Annotated in this window: 15 protein-coding genes; 11 read left to right on the forward strand and 4 right to left on the reverse strand. The window is 72.4% G+C overall.

Annotation, left to right across the window (positions count from 1 at the left end; all coding sequences use genetic code 11):
• Positions 1 to 44: 44 nt before the first annotated feature.
• The 6 genes from AC3ANS_RS09075 (at position 45) to AC3ANS_RS09100 (ending at position 6,747) form a co-directional block, all read left to right on the forward strand.
• Positions 45 to 875: an SDR family oxidoreductase gene (locus AC3ANS_RS09075; RefSeq protein WP_488295834.1), complete on the forward strand. Its 831-nt coding sequence runs from the start codon at positions 45 to 47 to the stop codon at positions 873 to 875.
• A gap of 183 nt (positions 876 to 1,058) precedes the next feature.
• Positions 1,059 to 3,869, forward strand: coding sequence for an aconitate hydratase (locus AC3ANS_RS09080; protein WP_488295835.1), 2,811 nt, complete (start codon positions 1,059 to 1,061; stop codon positions 3,867 to 3,869).
• A gap of 120 nt (positions 3,870 to 3,989) precedes the next feature.
• Positions 3,990 to 5,303 (forward strand): hypothetical protein, encoded by a 1,314-nt coding sequence (locus AC3ANS_RS09085; RefSeq protein ID WP_488295836.1) that lies wholly within the window; start codon positions 3,990 to 3,992, stop codon positions 5,301 to 5,303.
• Positions 5,290 to 5,778, forward strand: a complete 489-nt coding sequence (locus AC3ANS_RS09090; protein ID WP_488295837.1) for a SigE family RNA polymerase sigma factor — start codon at positions 5,290 to 5,292, stop codon at positions 5,776 to 5,778. Before AC3ANS_RS09085 ends, AC3ANS_RS09090 begins: the two co-directional genes overlap by 14 nt.
• Positions 5,775 to 6,074, forward strand: a complete 300-nt coding sequence (locus AC3ANS_RS09095) for an MTH1187 family thiamine-binding protein (RefSeq protein WP_488295838.1) — start codon at positions 5,775 to 5,777, stop codon at positions 6,072 to 6,074. Before AC3ANS_RS09090 ends, AC3ANS_RS09095 begins: the two co-directional genes overlap by 4 nt.
• A 118-nt stretch (positions 6,075 to 6,192) precedes the next feature.
• Positions 6,193 to 6,747, forward strand: coding sequence for a thioredoxin-like domain-containing protein (locus tag AC3ANS_RS09100; RefSeq protein WP_488295839.1), 555 nt, complete (start codon positions 6,193 to 6,195; stop codon positions 6,745 to 6,747).
• Here the strand turns inward: AC3ANS_RS09100 and AC3ANS_RS09105 are convergent.
• Positions 6,744 to 7,526 carry a GNAT family N-acetyltransferase gene (locus tag AC3ANS_RS09105; protein ID WP_488295840.1) on the reverse strand — a complete coding sequence of 261 codons (783 nt, stop codon included), beginning with the start codon at positions 7,524 to 7,526 and terminating at the stop codon, positions 6,744 to 6,746. The two genes, AC3ANS_RS09100 and AC3ANS_RS09105, sit on opposite strands and share 4 nt — an antisense overlap.
• Before the next feature lie 36 nt (positions 7,527 to 7,562).
• Here AC3ANS_RS09105 and AC3ANS_RS09110 point away from each other — a divergent pair, with 36 nt between their 5' ends.
• Both AC3ANS_RS09110 and AC3ANS_RS09115 read left to right on the forward strand, forming a co-directional pair.
• Complete coding sequence (locus tag AC3ANS_RS09110) at positions 7,563 to 7,964, forward strand: YjbQ family protein (RefSeq protein WP_488295841.1); 402 nt, start codon at positions 7,563 to 7,565, stop codon at positions 7,962 to 7,964.
• Between the two features lie 223 nt (positions 7,965 to 8,187).
• A complete protein-coding gene (locus AC3ANS_RS09115; RefSeq protein WP_488295842.1) occupies positions 8,188 to 8,391 on the forward strand; it encodes a cold-shock protein in 204 nt (67 codons plus the stop codon).
• A gap of 79 nt (positions 8,392 to 8,470) precedes the next feature.
• On the opposite strand, the gene AC3ANS_RS09120 is transcribed toward AC3ANS_RS09115, so the two are convergent.
• Entirely contained in the window at positions 8,471 to 8,716 is a 246-nt protein-coding gene (locus AC3ANS_RS09120; protein ID WP_488295843.1) for a hypothetical protein, read from the reverse strand.
• Positions 8,717 to 9,143: 427 nt separating this feature from the next.
• Between AC3ANS_RS09120 and AC3ANS_RS09125 the strand changes: the two genes are divergently transcribed.
• Genes AC3ANS_RS09125 through AC3ANS_RS09135 form a run of 3 tightly spaced genes read left to right on the forward strand, consistent with a single transcriptional unit; the run spans position 9,144 to position 13,724 of the window.
• The gene (locus tag AC3ANS_RS09125; RefSeq protein WP_488295844.1) at positions 9,144 to 12,212 is read left to right on the forward strand and encodes an FtsX-like permease family protein; all 3,069 of its coding nucleotides are present in this window, start codon (positions 9,144 to 9,146) and stop codon (positions 12,210 to 12,212) included.
• Positions 12,209 to 13,051: an ABC transporter ATP-binding protein gene (locus AC3ANS_RS09130; protein ID WP_488295845.1), complete on the forward strand. Its 843-nt coding sequence runs from the start codon at positions 12,209 to 12,211 to the stop codon at positions 13,049 to 13,051. The genes AC3ANS_RS09125 and AC3ANS_RS09130 overlap by 4 nt, the downstream gene beginning before the upstream one ends.
• Positions 13,044 to 13,724 (forward strand): ATP-binding cassette domain-containing protein, encoded by a 681-nt coding sequence (locus AC3ANS_RS09135; protein WP_488295846.1) that lies wholly within the window; start codon positions 13,044 to 13,046, stop codon positions 13,722 to 13,724. Before AC3ANS_RS09130 ends, AC3ANS_RS09135 begins: the two co-directional genes overlap by 8 nt.
• Here AC3ANS_RS09135 and AC3ANS_RS09140 read toward each other — a convergent pair.
• Together AC3ANS_RS09140 and AC3ANS_RS09145 are read right to left on the reverse strand one after the other, a co-directional pair.
• Positions 13,692 to 14,297, reverse strand: a complete 606-nt coding sequence (locus AC3ANS_RS09140) for a hypothetical protein (RefSeq protein ID WP_488295847.1) — start codon at positions 14,295 to 14,297, stop codon at positions 13,692 to 13,694. The genes AC3ANS_RS09135 and AC3ANS_RS09140 overlap by 33 nt on opposite strands.
• On the reverse strand, positions 14,294 to 15,634 hold the full coding sequence (locus AC3ANS_RS09145) for an MFS transporter (RefSeq protein ID WP_488295848.1): 1,341 nt from the start codon (positions 15,632 to 15,634) through the stop codon (positions 14,294 to 14,296). Before AC3ANS_RS09145 ends, AC3ANS_RS09140 begins: the two co-directional genes overlap by 4 nt.
• Positions 15,635 to 15,667: the final 33 nt, after the last annotated feature.

Genomic DNA, 15,667 nt, shown 5'->3' on the forward strand with positions numbered 1-15,667 from the left:
GCCGCCTTGGGGTGGAGCGCGCTCCAAGTCGTACGTTCGAGGTCATGACTTCTACCCCGAAGACCTGGTTCATCACCGGCGCGTCCCGCGGCTTCGGCCGCGAGTGGACGATCGCCGCCCTCGAGCGCGGCGACCGCGTCGCCGCCACCGCCCGCGACACCAGCACCCTCGACGACGTCGTCGCCAGGTACGGCGACTCCGTGCTCGCCCTGCAGCTCGACGTCACCGACCGTGACGCCGACTTCGCTGCCGTCCGGCAGGCGCACGACCACTTCGGCCGGCTCGACGTCGTGGTCAACAACGCGGGCTACGGCCACTTCGGCTTCGTCGAGGAGCTCACCGAGCAGGAGTTCCGCGACCAGATGGAGACGAACGTCTTCGGCGCCATGTGGGTGACGCAGGCGGCGCTGCCGTTCCTGCGCGAGCAGGGCTCCGGCCACATCCTGCAGGTGTCGTCGATCGGCGGGATCTCGGCGTTCCCGCTGGTCGGCGCCTACCACGCCTCGAAGTGGGCACTGGAGGGCTTCTCCCAGGCGTTGGCGCAGGAGGTCGCCGGCTTCGGCATCCACGTCACCCTGATCGAGCCCGGTGGTTTCGCGACGGACTGGGGCGGATCCTCGTCGAGGCGTTCGGCCGAGCTGCCGGCGTACGCCGAGCTGCACGCGCAGACCGCCGAGGCCCGCAAGAAGCGCGTCGGCACGCCGGGCGACCCGACCGCCTCCGCCGCCGCCGTCCTGGCGATCGTCGACGCCGAGGAGCCGCCGCTGCGTGCGTTCCTGGGCTCGGCGCCGCTCGGCATCGCGAAGGCCGACTACGAGTCGCGCCTCGCCTCCTGGGAGCAGTGGCAGCACAACGCGGAGCTCGCCCAGGGTTGAGGGTTCGGCTGGCTGGCCTCACTTCAGAATCCGCTCGATGTCATGTATCTTGACGTCAAGAGATATACCTCGACCCGACCAGCGCCGCCGGAGCGCGAGAGTAAGGGCAGCCTTCCTTTTGAAGTGCTCCCGGACGGCGGCAGGATGGGCCGAGCAGCCGAGACGACGACGAGACATCAGGAGATGACTGCTGTGGCCAGTCAGGACAGCTTCGGTGCCAAGAGCACCTTGGACGTGGACGGGAAGTCCTACGAGATCTTCCGCCTGGACGCGGTCGCCGGCGAGGGGCTCGACGTCGCGTCGCTGCCCTTCAGCCTCAAGGTGCTGCTGGAGAACCTCCTGCGCACCGAGGACGGCGCGGACATCACCGCCGAGGACATCAAGGCGATCGCCGGCTGGGATGCCGACGCCGACCCGAGCAAGGAGATCCAGTTCACGCCGGCGCGCGTGATCATGCAGGACTTCACCGGCGTCCCGTGCGTCGTCGACCTCGCCACGATGCGCGAGGCGATGGCCGAGCTGGGCGGCGACCCGTCCAAGATCAACCCGCTCGCGCCCGCCGAGATGGTCATCGACCACTCCGTGATCGCCGACGTCTTCGGCACGCCCGAGGCGTTCGCCCGCAACGTCGAGATCGAGTACGAGCGCAACCGTGAGCGCTACCAGTTCCTGCGCTGGGGCCAGGGCGCCTTCGACGACTTCAAGGTCGTCCCGCCGGGCACCGGCATCGTGCACCAGGTCAACATCGAGCACCTGGCCCGCACGGTCTTCACCCGCGAGGTCGACGGCGAGCTGCTCGCGTACCCGGACACCTGCGTCGGCACCGACTCCCACACCACGATGGTCAACGGCATCGGCGTGGTCGGCTGGGGCGTCGGCGGCATCGAGGCCGAGGCCGCGATGCTCGGCCAGCCGGTGTCGATGCTCATCCCGCGCGTCGTCGGCTTCAAGCTCAACGGCGACCTCCCCGAGGGCGCGACCGCCACCGACCTGGTGCTGACGATCACCGAGATGCTGCGCAAGCACGGCGTCGTCGGCAAGTTCGTCGAGTTCTACGGACCGGGCGTCTCGGCGCTGCCGCTGGCCAACCGCGCCACGATCGGCAACATGAGCCCGGAGTTCGGCTCCACGATCGCGGTCTTCCCGATCGACGAGGAGACCGTGAAGTACCTCGAGCTCACCGGCCGCCCCAAGGAGCAGCTCGCCCTCGTCGAGGCCTACGCCAAGGAGCAGGGCCTCTGGCACGACCCGTCCGCCGAGCCCCGCTACAGCGAGAAGCTGGAGCTCGACCTCGCCACCGTCGTGCCGTCGCTCGCCGGCCCCAAGCGCCCGCAGGACCGCGTGGCGCTCTCGGAGGCCAAGGAGTCCTTCCGGGTCGCGCTCGCCGACTACGTCGACGAGAAGGGTGACGAGAACGGGTACGACGAGGCCGTCGCCGAGTCCTTCCCCGCCTCGGACGCCCCGGCCAACGGCCACGGCGAGGCGCCGCCCCACGGTCACGTCGCCGCCGGGTCCGGTGCGGTCGGCCGCCCGAGCAACCCCGCCCAGGTCACACTGGCCGACGGCGCCAGCTTCGAGCTCGACCACGGTGCGGTGACGATCGCGGCGATCACGTCGTGCACCAACACCTCCAACCCGTCGGTGATGATCGGTGCGGCCCTGGTCGCGAAGAAGGCCGTCGAGAAGGGCCTGCAGCGCAAGCCGTGGGTCAAGACGACGCTGGCCCCCGGGTCCAAGGTGGTCTCCGACTACTACGAGAAGTCCGGCCTCACGCCGTACCTCGACAAGCTCGGGTTCAACCTGGTCGGCTACGGCTGCACCACCTGCATCGGCAACTCCGGCCCGCTGATCCCCGAGGTCTCCGCGGCCGTCAACGAGAACGACCTCGCGGTCGTCTCGGTGCTCTCGGGCAACCGCAACTTCGAGGGCCGGATCAACCCCGACATCAAGATGAACTACCTGGCGTCGCCGCCGTTGGTGGTCGCCTACGCGCTGGCCGGCTCGATGGACGTCGACCTGTTCAACGACCCGCTGGGCCAGGACCAGGACGGCAACGACGTCTTCCTGCGCGACGTCTGGCCGACCGCCCAGGAGATCGAGGACGTCATCGCCGACGCGATCACCTCGGAGATGTTCGCCACCGACTACGCCGACGTGTTCGCCGGCGACGAGCAGTGGCGCTCGCTGCCGACCCCCGAGGGCAAGACCTTCGCGTGGGACGAGGACTCGACGTACGTCCGCAAGCCTCCGTACTTCGACGGGATGCCCGACGAGCCGGAGCCGGTCGCCGACATCGAGGCCGCCCGGGTGCTGCTCAAGCTGGGCGACTCGGTCACGACCGACCACATCTCGCCCGCGGGTGCGATCAAGAAGGACTCCCCGGCCGGCAAGTACCTCGCCGAGCACGGTGTGGAGCAGCGGGACTTCAACTCCTACGGCTCGCGCCGCGGCAACCACGAGGTGATGATCCGCGGCACGTTCGCGAACATCCGGCTGCGCAACCAGCTGGCGCCGGGCACCGAGGGCGGCTTCACACGCGACTTCACCGGCAACGGCGACGTGACCACGGTGTTCGAGGCCTCGGAGAAGTACCTCGCCGCCGGCACGCCGCTGGTCGTCCTCGCCGGCAAGGAGTACGGGTCGGGCTCCTCGCGTGACTGGGCCGCCAAGGGCACCGCGCTGCTCGGTGTGAAGGCCGTGATCGCGGAGTCCTACGAGCGCATCCACCGCTCCAACCTGATCGGCATGGGCGTGCTGCCGCTGCAGTTCCCCGAGGGCCAGAACGCCGAGTCGCTGGGGCTCACCGGTGAGGAGACGTTCTCGATCACCGGCGTGACCGAGCTGAACGACGGCACCACGCCGCGGACCGTCAAGGTCAAGGCCGGCGACGTCGAGTTCGACGCGGTCGTCCGCATCGACACCCCCGGCGAGGCGAACTACTACCGCAACGGCGGGATCATGCAGTACGTCCTGCGGAATCTGCGCAAGGCCTGACCCAGCTCCACGTTGACCCGCCCGAAACCTTCGGGCGGGTCAACGTCATTTCGGGGTGGACCCCTCCTTTTCGGGGGCTGGTCGCGTGGGTAGAGGTGAGAGCACCTTCCGGGAGGATCGATGACCACCTCACTGCACGACCGGCTGACCGAGCTGGCGGGTGACGCCCCACCGGGCGGACCCGTCCCGGACCTGTGGGACCGGGCGCGCCGGTTCCACCGGCGGCGGCGCATCGGGACGGGTGCGATCGTCGCCGCTGCCGTCGTTCTGCTCGGGGTGGTGGCGACGACCTACTGGCGTCAGTCGCCGTCCGTTCCCGCCCCGTCGGGTGGGTCCGTGGGTCTGCCGGACCGGATGTGGAGCCCGAGCCCGTGGCTGCCGTCGACCGGCCGCCCCGGCCAGCTCGTCGCGGTGTCTGCTGCCGACAAGTTGAGCTGGACGGGCACAGACGAAGGCGTCGTCGGCATCTCGGCGACCTCGGGGGAGTACGCGTTCCTCGACCTGCCCGGCGCGGAGGGCGGAACGGGTGAGCTCGAGCTGGCGCCGGACGGACAGCATGTGGCGTACTGGCTGACCGGGCCGACCACCGACACCCCCAACACCGACTCGGGCCCGATCACGGGCGTCGCCGTCCTCGACACGACGACGGGCGAGGTGTCGAGGCACTGGATCGAGACCGCCCATGGGCTGATGCCGGACTTCCTCACCTGGGCCGACGCCCGCACGGTGGTGTTCTCTGCGGGTCAGATTCGCGGAGGCGACGACGACCCCGACATGGACCAGTCGAGCTCGACCTTCGGCACCGTGACCGCCTGGCCGCTCGGCGGCGAGCCGCGTCCGGTGCCGGGCGTGGAGGACGGCGCCTGGCTGGAAGGTGCCGGTCACGGGCGCATCGTCGTCGACGGCTCGACTGCCCGGAGTCAGTTGCTGGTGGATCTCGCCCATCCGCACCGCACGCGCGAGATCGAGGCTCCTGCGACCTCGGGTGCTGTGGGGGGACTGCACTTCCTGGCCATGGACGCCGCGGGCCGGCGAGTCTCGGTCGTGCCCGGGAACCGGAACCCGAACTCCGTCTACGCGGGGCCGATCGGTGAGCTGCGAGAGGTGCCCCGAAGCAAGCGGACCTTCGGGACCGTCGATTGGTTGGACCAGGACACGATCGTCACGCTCGAACGAGCCGGAGCCCGCGACTCGTACGCGAGTGCGTTGTACCGCGTATCGGTCTCGACCGGGCAGTCGGAGGAGCTCGTTCGGTTCCCCGATGCGTGCTGCGGGGGCTGGCAGCTCGCGACCGACCTGCTCGCCGCGCCGTCGGTGCACGCCGTGCATCCGCCGTCGCCGATGGACCCCCGAGCGATGGCGGCTCTCGTCGTCGTCATCACGGTCACGGCGGCGGGCGCTCTCGTCCTCTGGAGGCGACGTGTCCGGGTCTGACGAGGCACGCGACTCCTTCGAGCAGTACGTCGCGGCGCGGCGGGGGGCGCTGCTGCGCACGGCGTACCTGCTCACGGGCAGCCACGAGGACGCCGAGGACCTGGTGCAGGTGGCGCTGGTGAAGGCGGTGCCGCACTGGAAGCGGATCGCCGACCAGCCGGAGCCGTACGTGCGCAAGATCCTGGTGCGCGAGAGCGTCAGCCGGTGGCGGGGGCGCCGGTGGCGCGAGGTGCACACCGATCGGCTGCCCGAGACCGCGGTCGAGGGCCCCAGCAGCGACCGGGTCGAGCTCCAGCAGGCACTGGCAGCGCTGGCGCCCCGGCAGCGCGCGGTGATCGTGCTGCGCTACTACGAGGACCTCACGGAGAAGGAGACCGCGGCGGTCCTCGGCATCTCCGTGGGCACCGTGAAGTCGCAGGCGCGCGACGCCCTGGGCCGGTTGCGTGCCGGGTCGCTGGCTACCGTGGCCCCATGATCGTGGCGTTCAGCATCTCCCCGACCACCGGCGACGAGACCGGCGGCGTGTCCGAGGCGGTCGCGGCCGCCGTCCGGGTGGTCCGCGAGTCGGGTCTCCCGCACGAGACCAACGCGATGTTCACCAACATCGAGGGGGAGTGGGACGAGGTGATGGCCGTGGTCAAGCGGGCCGTCGACGTCGTGGCCGCGGTCTCCCCGCGCGTGGGCCTGGTGCTCAAGGCCGACATCCGGCCCGGGTACGACGACCAGCTGACCGCCAAGGTCGAGCGCGTCGAGCGACTGCTGGCCGAGTGACCGGCCGTTGATGGACGACCTGCCCCCGCCACCGGCGTACCCGCCGCCACCGCCGGCGTACCCACCGCCGGCACCACTCCCGCCACCACCTGCACCGCCGCGGCGGGCGTTGCCGGTCGTGTTGGCCGTCGTAGCGGCGGTCCTGGTGCTCGCGCTGGCGGTGACGGTGCCGCTGGTCGTCCGCCACGCCCGGGCGCCCGAGGCCGCAGCCGAGGCGGCCAGCCTGGCGGCGGTGCGCGAGTACGACGACCTGTCCCGCAGCCACACCGACGCGGACGTCGACTACCCGCAGTCGCCGCCGGTGGGCGGACAGCACGCGCCCGTCTGGCTCGACTGCGGGGTCTACGACGAGCCGGTCCGCGACGAGAATGCCGTGCACGACCTCGAGCACGGCACGGTCTGGATCACCTACCGGCCCGGGCTCGGCCCGGACGACGTCGACGCCCTGGCCGACGCGCTGCCGCCGAACGGCATCCTCTCGCCGTACCCGGGCCTCGACGCGCCGGTCGTCGTGACCGTGTGGGGCCGCCAGCTCGAGCTCGACGGCGCCGACGACCCGCGGCTGGCGCTGTTCCTCCGCACGTTCGGCGGTGGTGCGACCGCCCCCGAGCCGTCGGCGTCCTGCGCCGGTGGCGTGCGCGACCCCGAGGGCCGGGCGGGCACGAACGTCTAGGTCGGCTTCCGGGACGCCTGGAGTTGGGTCTCGGTGTCGGAGAAGCCGACCGAGCGGTAGACGCGGATCGCCAGGTAGTCGGGGTCGGCGACCATCACCAGCGTCTCGGCGCCGAGCTGGTCGAACCCGAACCGGCTCACCTCGTGCACGAGCGTGCCGGCCAGCCCGCGACCGCGGACGTCCGGGTGCGTCTTGACGTTCTGGAACCGCGCCAGCCCAGGGCTCGCCTCGAACAGTCCCATCGAGGCCACCAGTCGATCCCCGAGGAACGCTCCCCACCACTCGCCCGTGCCCCGTCCGGTCATCGCCCGCTCCGCCGCCGTCTTCGCGACGACGAAGTCCGCGCCGCTGTCCTCGTGCTCTCCGGCGATGCCGAGGGCCACCTGCTGGTCCCAGTCGTCGTCGCTGCGCAGCGGCCGGTACGTCGCCTCGTGGTTCGGCCGCGGCGGCTCGTGCACCGCGGCGGCGGTCATCACGGTCGCCACCTCGACGTCGAGCCCGGCCACGGCGAGGGGTCCGAGGTCCTCAAGAGTGCCCTGGCTGCCGTCGATGCCGATCGCGACGTGGGTGGACCCTGGATGAGTCGCCGCGGTCGCGGCCAGCCAGTGCGGCACCTCCGCCGGCGTCGGCGGCCGTGCGAGCAGCAGGAAGTTTCCCCACCAGTACGTCGGGTTCGCCGGAGTCCGGACCACCACGTGGCCGTCGTGGTGCTCGACCTCGCTGCCGGAGGCGGCCAGCAGGGCCAGGTCGGTGCGGTAGGCCAGGGAACGCACGTCCACGAACGTGACCGTAACGGCCCGTGGCACGATCGGCCCGTGGATTCCGAGACCCGCAGCTATCGCACCGGCACCCGCGAGACCGTGCTCGACCTCACCGACGACTGCCGGGACTTCGTGTCCGGACGCGGCGACGGCCTGCTGCACGTGTTCGTGCCGCACGCCACGGCGGGGATCGCGATCATCGAGACCGGTGCCGGCAGCGACGACGACCTGCTCGCCGCCCTCGCCGATCTGCTCCCGGCCGACGACCGGTGGCGGCACGCCCACGGCAGCCGCGGCCACGGTCGCTCGCACGTGATGCCCGCGTTCGTACCGCCGTACGCCACGGTCCCGGTCCTCGGCGGCCGGCTCGCGCTGGGCACCTGGCAGAGCGTGTGCCTGGTCGACCTCAACGTCGACAACGCCGAGCGCGAGGTGCGGTTCAGCTTCCTCGGGTGACCGCGTCTGACTCGACGAAGCGACGATCGACCCGCACGCTGCTACGCTCGTGGTGTTGAAGGGACTCCGGTCCCTCGGTGCTCGCTCCTGAGCCACCGGTTCGTCTCACTCACACCTTGGTCTTCGGTCAGCTGGACATCAAGCAAAGCGCAGATGTCTTCAGCTCCGTGGCCGGCGAGTATCGCCGTCCATGTCGACTTCGACACGAACAAGGAATACCAAGATGGCTCAAGGCACCGTGAAGTGGTTCAACGACGACAAGGGCTTCGGCTTCATCGCCCAGGATGGCGGCGGCCCGGACGTGTTCGTCCACCACACCGCGATCGCTGGCACCGGCTTCAAGTCCCTCAAGGACGAGCAGCGGGTCGAGTTCGACGTGACGCAGGGCCCCAAGGGCCCGCAGGCGGAGAACGTCCGCGCCCAGTAGTCACCGGCGCACCTCACGGGGGGCGGGTCACGACGAGAGTCGCGACCCGCCCTTCGTGCGTCTGGTCGGGCCCGTCGGGTCAGCGGTCGAAGAGGTCGCGGTGCAACTTCAGCTCGGCCTGCATCCGCCAGGGCACCGGCAGCTTGCGGCGCTCCAGCGCCGCGACGTAGTCGCGCAGGGCGAGCATCAGCTCGTGACGGGCGTCGGCCAGCTCGTTGCGGGCGACCGGCCCGTTGCGACACCGCTCGACCACGCTCCGCGCCGTACGGATCCTGCGGGTCATCGCCTCGAGGACGTGGTCGTCCCGCGACTCGGAGGTGGTCACGGCAGCGCCATCAACGCTCGACCCGGTGGGACCTCATCGGCGTACGTGCCTCGCAGCCGCCGGGTCCCGGGAGGTCCACGGCGGAGGCTCCCGAACGCACGGCTGCCGGTCAGACTACACGCGACCGCCGTCCAGAGTCCGATGTCCCGACGGCGTACGGGCCCAGGACCCGACGGCTCCGGGACCAAGGGCTCTACGCCGCGCGGTCCGACGCGGAGAGAGTCGGGATACGCGGGGGATGGGCCCAGCGCAGGAACCGCGCACCACGTCCGGTCGCAAAGCGCGCTGGAGCGATCGGTGGTGAGCGGCGGCCGCGAAGTTCCGGGAGCGGACCCACCCCCCGCCACACACGCGCGGCGACCTCCCGGCCTCAGCCGGACCCGGGATGGCATGCTGACCCGGTGGACAGGTCGGGGGACGGTCGCCGGTGATCGTGCGCTATCGGCCGTTCCAGGCGCTCGCTCTCGGCGCCCTCGCCGCCCTCGTCACCGCGTGCGCGGCGTTCGCGCCGCTCTACGACCGCGCCATGCAGCAGGCGCTCACCGACATCAAGGTCGAACGCGCGGACCCGGCCACGGTCGCGCTCCAGATGAGCAGCGGGCTGGGCGCGCACTTCTCCAACGCGAAGCCGGAGTACCTGCTCGAGCTGGTGAGCCCGAGCATGCGCGCCTCCTATCTCTCGCCGGTCCTGGGATATCGCGCCAGCGCCGGCGTGCAGCCCGGGCAGCCGAACGACCCGGAAGGTGACCTCGTCTGGCGCCAGGGCGAGTGCGAGCACGTGAAGCTGGTGCAGGGCGACTGCCCGGCGGCGCCGGGCGAGATCGCCGTGAGCGCCGCTGACGCGGACAACTTCGATCTGCACGTGGGGAGCCGGCTGAGGATCGACCCTGCGACGGAGAGCGAGGACGACACTGGCGGCGCGTTGTCGGTCGGCCTGCGCGTCAGCGGGGTCTACGAGAAGGCGCTCGACGACGGCTACTGGCTCGGCCTCGCCCTGACCGGTCGCTCCGGGCTCGCGGACCCGGGTCTGCTGAGCCGGGTGCAGCACGACGCGTGGCTCACCGACCGGTCGACGTTCGAGGGCAGCCGACTGCCGGCCATGCCGGAGCAGTCGGCCACGCTGGGGTTGCCGCTGGACGCCGAAGACCTCGGGGTGGACGACTTGACGTCGCTCGCCACGGGGATCGACGAGCTCGCGGCGGCGGGTGCGTCACCGGTCGCGCCGTTCTCCGTCGACGTCCGATCCGGTGTCCCGGACATCGCCGAGGACGTGGCGGACCAGACCGACCAGTCCCGGGTGACCGTTCCGCTGCTGATGGCCCAGCTCGGGCTCCTCGCCCTGGTCGTCTTGTGGCTGACCCTGCTCGCGGTGACCGAGCAGCGTCGCCCCGAGGTCGCCCTGGCCCGTCTGCGTGGACGAGGCCGCCGGGGAGCTCGCGCGCTGCTGGCCGGAGAGCTCCTCCCGGTCGCCCTCAGCGGTGTCGTGCCGGGCGTCGCCCTCGCCCTGGCGGGGACCACGTTCGCGCGGACCGTCGCGCTCCCTGGTCACGCGCCCTTCGAGACCGGTCTGCGTCTGCTGGAGGCCGTCGGCATCGCCGTGCTCGCGCTCGTGCTCCTCACGGCCCTGGCCATCACTCGCGTCGCGCGCGAACCGGTCGAGACACTGCTGCGGCGGGTGCCACCGCGGCGGAGCAACTGGGCGATGGGGACCGGTGACACCCTCGTGGTCGCCGGTGCCGGCTCGCTCGTCGTGGTCTTCGCCACGGGCGGTCTGGACGGTCCTATCGCGCTCGGCGCTCCCGGGCTCCTCGCGATCGTGGTCGGCCTGATCCTGGCCCACCTCACGACCCCACTCGCGGCGGTCGCCGGACGCCGGACGCTGAGGCGCGGTCGGGTCCGGGCGGCCGTGAGCCTCCTCGACGCCGCCCGCAGCCCGGCCACCCGCCGCGTCGTCGCGATCGTGACGCTCGCCGCGGCGCTGGCCGTCTTCTCGGCCGATGCATTCGTCATCGGTGGCCGCAACCGTGCTGGCGCCTCCGAGCAACAGGCTGGCGCGCGCCTCGTCGCGGACGTCGAGGGTGGCGACCTCGTCGCGGTGCGAGACGCGCTCGCCGCGGTCGACCCCGGCGGGGGTCGGCTCACGCCGGTGGTGCGCATCCGACCACCCGGCACGGGGGCGATCGAGACGATGGCCGTGGTGCCGGACCAGTTCCGTCGCATCGCGCTCTTCCCCGGTGGCGCACCGTCAGCCAAGAGCTGGCAGGGACTCGCCCTCCCCGATGTCGACCCGCTCGAGGTCACCGGGGATCACCTGAGCCTGACGATCGACGGATCCTCGCTGGCGTCGGTGCGCGCCGACGGCAAGCCCGGCCCGCTGTCGCTGGGGGTCGACCTCGTCACGTCGGGCGGGGAGACCCTGCACACCACGCTCGGGTCGTTGCAGGGGCCGGTCGACCGCGCCCGGCTTGGGGCCGCAGTCTCGTGCCGCGATGGCTGCTACGTGTCCGCGATCTGGTTGCAGACCCTCCCGGCGGCCTCGATCACCGGATCGGTGACGCTGCGCGACATGCGCGGCGAAGCCCCGGTCGCGATCGGGCCGGCTGGTCAATGGACCCCGGTGGACGACGACGCCCAGGGCCGGATGCAGCCCGAGTCGACCGATCCCGGCCGGCTCACCGTGCAGGTGCAGACCGACGGCGCCAGCGAGATCCGGATGCCCCAGGTGTGGCTGCCGAGCCAAGCACCGGCGCTGCTGACCGGAGGCTTCCCGCCCGGAGCCCGGGACCACCTGTTCGACATCAGCGCCCTCGACGGGAGCGTCCTGGGGGCGGACGAGGTCGCCGACCTCGACCTGATTCCGGGTGCGGGGCCGCACGCGGTCCTGGTGAACCTCGACCTGGTCGAGCGGGGCGTCGCTCTCGCCACGGGCGCGCGCATCCAGGTGTGGTTCGCCCAGGACGACCCCGATCTGCTCGCTGCGCTCACCGCGGCCCTCGAGCAGCGCGGCATCCGGGTGACCACCACTTCCACCCTGACCGAGATCCGGAGCAGCTTCGACGACTCCGCCGCGGCCTGGAGCATCCAGCTCGCGGCGCTGGTGGGCGCCGCGGCTGTGCTGCTCGCGCTGCTCGTGCTCGTGGTGGGGGCGGCGAGCAGCTGGCGCTCGCGCACCCGTGACCTCGCCGCCTTGCGGATGAGCGGTGTGTCGCGTCGCCACATCGGCACCATGGCGGTGGCGGCGCAGCTGCCTGCGGTCGTGGTCGGTGTCATCGCGGGGACCGTGGCCGGCGTGTACGGCGCGCACCTCGCGCTGCCGACCGTCCCGCTGTTCGCCGGCCAGCCCGCAGTCTCGACGCTCGACCTCGGAACGGCCTGGCTCGCGGTCGGCCTGGCCTCCTTGGGATCGCTGGTGGTGCTCGGCGGCGGTAGCGTCCTGATCGGGCGCGCGCTGGCCCGGCGCGCCGCCGTACGACGACTCCGGGAGGGCGACCTGTGAGCGGCCTGCGCGTCAGCACCCGGCGGCTGGTGCACATCTACCGGTCCGAGGGGCACGAGGTCGCGGCGCTCTCGGGGGTCGACCTCGACGTCGCACCCGGCGAGCTGGTCGGTCTGCTCGGTCCATCAGGGGCCGGGAAGTCGACCCTGCTCAGCCTGCTCGCGGGCGTGTTCCGACCCAGCGCCGGCAAGGTCCACGTCGGTGACCTCGAGCTCTCCGCGGCGACCCCCCGCGAGCTGGACCAGATGCGCGCCCGGGACGTCGCGCTGATGCTCCAGGGCGCCGGCCGCAACCTGCTGCCGTACCACTCCGCCCACGGGAACGTGCGGTTCGCCCAGCACGCGGCCCGCCGGGCCGGCAAGGACCTGCCCGATCCGGACGCCGTGCTCGACGGGCTGGGCCTCGGCGCCGACGCCAACCGTCCACTGGCCGAGCTCACGCCCGGCCACCTGCAGCTGGCGGCGCTCGCGGTCGCGATGGCGATGCGGCCTGGGCTGCTGCTCGCCGACGAACCGACCAGCCAGCTCGACCACGCGGCCCGCGACCAGGTGCTGTCCGCGATCGCGTCGGCCAGCCGCGACCTCGGCACCACGGTCGTGATCGTCACCCACGACCCGGACGTCGCGGCGTTCCTGCCTCGCACGATCACGATCCGCGACGGCCGCGTCGGTGGCGAGGGGCGCAGCGGCGAGGAGTACGCCGTGGTCACCCCCGACGGGTTCCTGCCGCTGCCGGGCCATGTCCGCGCCCAGCTGGCCCCGGGCACCCTGGTGCGCTTCCACCCGTCGGAGGAAGGAAACGGCTACCTCCTGGTCCCCGAGGAGGAGCCCGATGAGTGAGCTGCGTGCCGCCGGCCTCTCGGTGTCGTACGCCGAGCTCCTGGCACTGCATCCGCTGGACCTGACGGTCGGCGCCGGGCGGCTCGTCTCGGTGACCGGTCCCTCCGGCGCCGGCAAGTCCACGCTGCTGTGGGCGCTGGCGGGGGCGCTGACCCCGACGGCCGGGGAGGTGCACCTGGGGGAGACGCCCCTGACCGACCGGCAGCAGGCCGCAGCCCTCGGGGTGGTCATGGTGCCGCAGGGCAACGCCCTGGCGTCCTCGCTCACCGCGACCGAGAACGTCGTGGTGCCGCTGCTCGCGATGGGCGTCCAGGCCGCGGACGCCCATCGGCGTACGCGTGAGGCGCTCGCGCTCGTCGGCCTCGAGGAGTCCGGCAACCACTTGATCGAGGAGCTCTCCGGCGGGCAGCAGCAGCGGGTGGCGCTCGCTCGCGCGCTCGCCGCCCGCGCCGTGGTGCTCCTCGCCGACGAACCGACCAGCGACCTGGACGCCGCCAACCGCGAGCGGGCGATGGCCGCGCTGCGCGCCGAGGCCGACCGTGGTGCGATCGTCGTGGTCGCCACCCACGACGCCGAGGCCGCCGCGCAGACCGACGCGGAGCTGCACCTCGACGAGGGCGTCGCGACCTGGCGCCGGCCGCTAGACGAGGTCCCGCACCCGGGCGACGAGTGAGTCCTTGACGGCGGCGCCGACCGCGACCTCGACCCTCACCTCGAGATCGTGCTGGTCGTCGAGGTCCGCGAGCAGCGCGCGCAGGTCGAGGTCGTCGATCGCGCGGTCGAGGACGTCGTCGGTCTTGAGCGCGGCGTCGATCGCGGAGTCGGGCAACACCCGGATCACCGCCTCCAGGAGGCCGTCGAGATCGGCCGAGTCGAGCGCCTCGTCGACGAGGTCCGAGGCCGGAGGGAGGGTGCCGTCGGCCTTCATCTGGCGTACGGCGACGTGCAGTCCGTCCCGCAGCGCATCGATCTCGGAGTCCGGGTGTGCGTCGCTGCCGGCAACGTCGAGGAGGAACCGCTCTCGACTGAGATCCAGCTGGCACGCGGCCCGGTCGACAGCGATCAGCACCAGGCGCTCGCTGAGTCCCTCGATGCCGGTCGACGTGGACTCCACGACCCGGCCCGCACAGGGGTCGGCCGGCCGGAGCGGCTCGAACGTGCCCCCGCCGTACGCCACCTGGACGGCGAGCACACCCGCCACGAGCGTCGCGGCGACGGCGGGAAGACCCAGCGTTCGGGGCGTCATGCGGACCTCCGCCGGACCGGGACGGCGACGCTGAGCAGCCCCAGCAGGGCGAGGGCGGCACCCACGAGGAAGGAGTCCCGGAACGCCCGCGTCGCCGCGCGCTCGAGCTGGGCGTCGAGGTCGCGTTCCAGGGCGGCCGCCGCGGGCCGGACCGCTGGGTCGAAGTCGGCTGCCGCGAAGGCGCGGTGCAGGTCGGGCACCTGACCCTGCTGGTCGCTGAGCTCGTCGCCGAGCGACCGCGCGAGCGCGACCTTGTCCTGCGCCGGCAGCGGCGCGTCCAGCACGAGTGAGGCGATCGCCTCCTGGGCCGGCGCCTGCGCGTCCTGGAGGTCCGCGGTGAACACCGGTGTGAGGATCGCCAGTCCCAGCACCACGCCCACGTGGCGCGCGCCGATGGTCCAGCCGGCGTGCTCCACGCGGGGCAGCCGCAGGTGCATCGCCCGCGCGGTCAGGCGGTCGACCGTCAGCCCGAGACCGACGCCGACCAGAGCCTGGGGCGCCACCGTCCAGGCCAGGTGGGCGGAGGGCGGGATCGCCAGCGCCACGAGTCCGCCGGCGATCAGGAAGCACCCGACCGCGGTCTCGGCCGCCTCGCTCGGGCGCAGCAGCCGCGCCAGCGGGCGGGCGGCCAACGCACCGACCGGCACCACCGACACGGTGATCGCTGCCGTGGCGGGGGAGCGGCCCCAACCGTCGACCAGCAGCAGGACCAGCAGGAACAGTGCCGCGGTGAGGGCCGCCGACAGCAGCGCCAGCGTCAGGTTGGGGCGCCACGCAGGACGGTGCCGGTCGGTGACCGCCGGCGCCGCGCGGACGCTGAGCGCCGCGGGTACCGCCAGCACCGCGACCGGCACCTGGACGAAGAAGATCGCCTGCCACGAGACCGCCTGCGTCAGCAGCCCGCCGGCCACCGGTCCCGTCGCGGTGCCCACGACACCGGCCGTCACCCAAGCCGCCGCGCCGCGGCGCTCGCCGTACTCCGCGACCAGCAGCTCCAGGCACCCCAGGAGCGCCAGCGCGCCGCCCAGCGCCTGCACGCACCTGGCGGCGATGAGCACCTCGATCGAGGGCGCGACGGCGCACCACGCCGAGGCTCCCGCGAACACCGAGATGCCGACGGCGCTGAGGATCCGTGGCTGGGTGCGGGTGAAGACCAACGCGGTCGGTACGGCGACCAGCCCGAGCACCAGGTTGAACGAGATCAGCACCCAGGCCACCTGCGCCACCGAGGTGTCCAGGTTCCGCAGGATGTCGGGGAGCGCGAGCGTCACCACCGCCGAGTCGGCCAGCACCAACGCCACGGTCACCGCGAGGAGAGGGGCCACGGCGCGACGCACCGCTCCATCCTGAGGGACGACCCCAAGCCGGCT

This window comes from Nocardia sp. 149-1B, assembly GCF_057747975.1.

Excerpts from the sequence above, each read along its gene's own strand:
- AC3ANS_RS09075 (WP_488295834.1), top strand. The coding sequence starts at position 45 with ATGACTTCTACCCCGAAGACCTGGTTCATCACCGGCGCGTCCCGCGGC.
- AC3ANS_RS09080 (WP_488295835.1), top strand. The coding sequence starts at position 1,059 with ATGACTGCTGTGGCCAGTCAGGACAGCTTCGGTGCCAAGAGCACCTTG.
- AC3ANS_RS09085 (WP_488295836.1), top strand. The coding sequence starts at position 3,990 with ATGACCACCTCACTGCACGACCGGCTGACCGAGCTGGCGGGTGACGCC.
- AC3ANS_RS09095 (WP_488295838.1), top strand. The coding sequence starts at position 5,775 with ATGATCGTGGCGTTCAGCATCTCCCCGACCACCGGCGACGAGACCGGC.
- AC3ANS_RS09115 (WP_488295842.1), top strand. The coding sequence starts at position 8,188 with ATGGCTCAAGGCACCGTGAAGTGGTTCAACGACGACAAGGGCTTCGGC.
- AC3ANS_RS09135 (WP_488295846.1), top strand. The coding sequence starts at position 13,044 with ATGAGTGAGCTGCGTGCCGCCGGCCTCTCGGTGTCGTACGCCGAGCTC.
- AC3ANS_RS09140 (WP_488295847.1), bottom strand. The coding sequence starts at position 14,297 with ATGACGCCCCGAACGCTGGGTCTTCCCGCCGTCGCCGCGACGCTCGTG.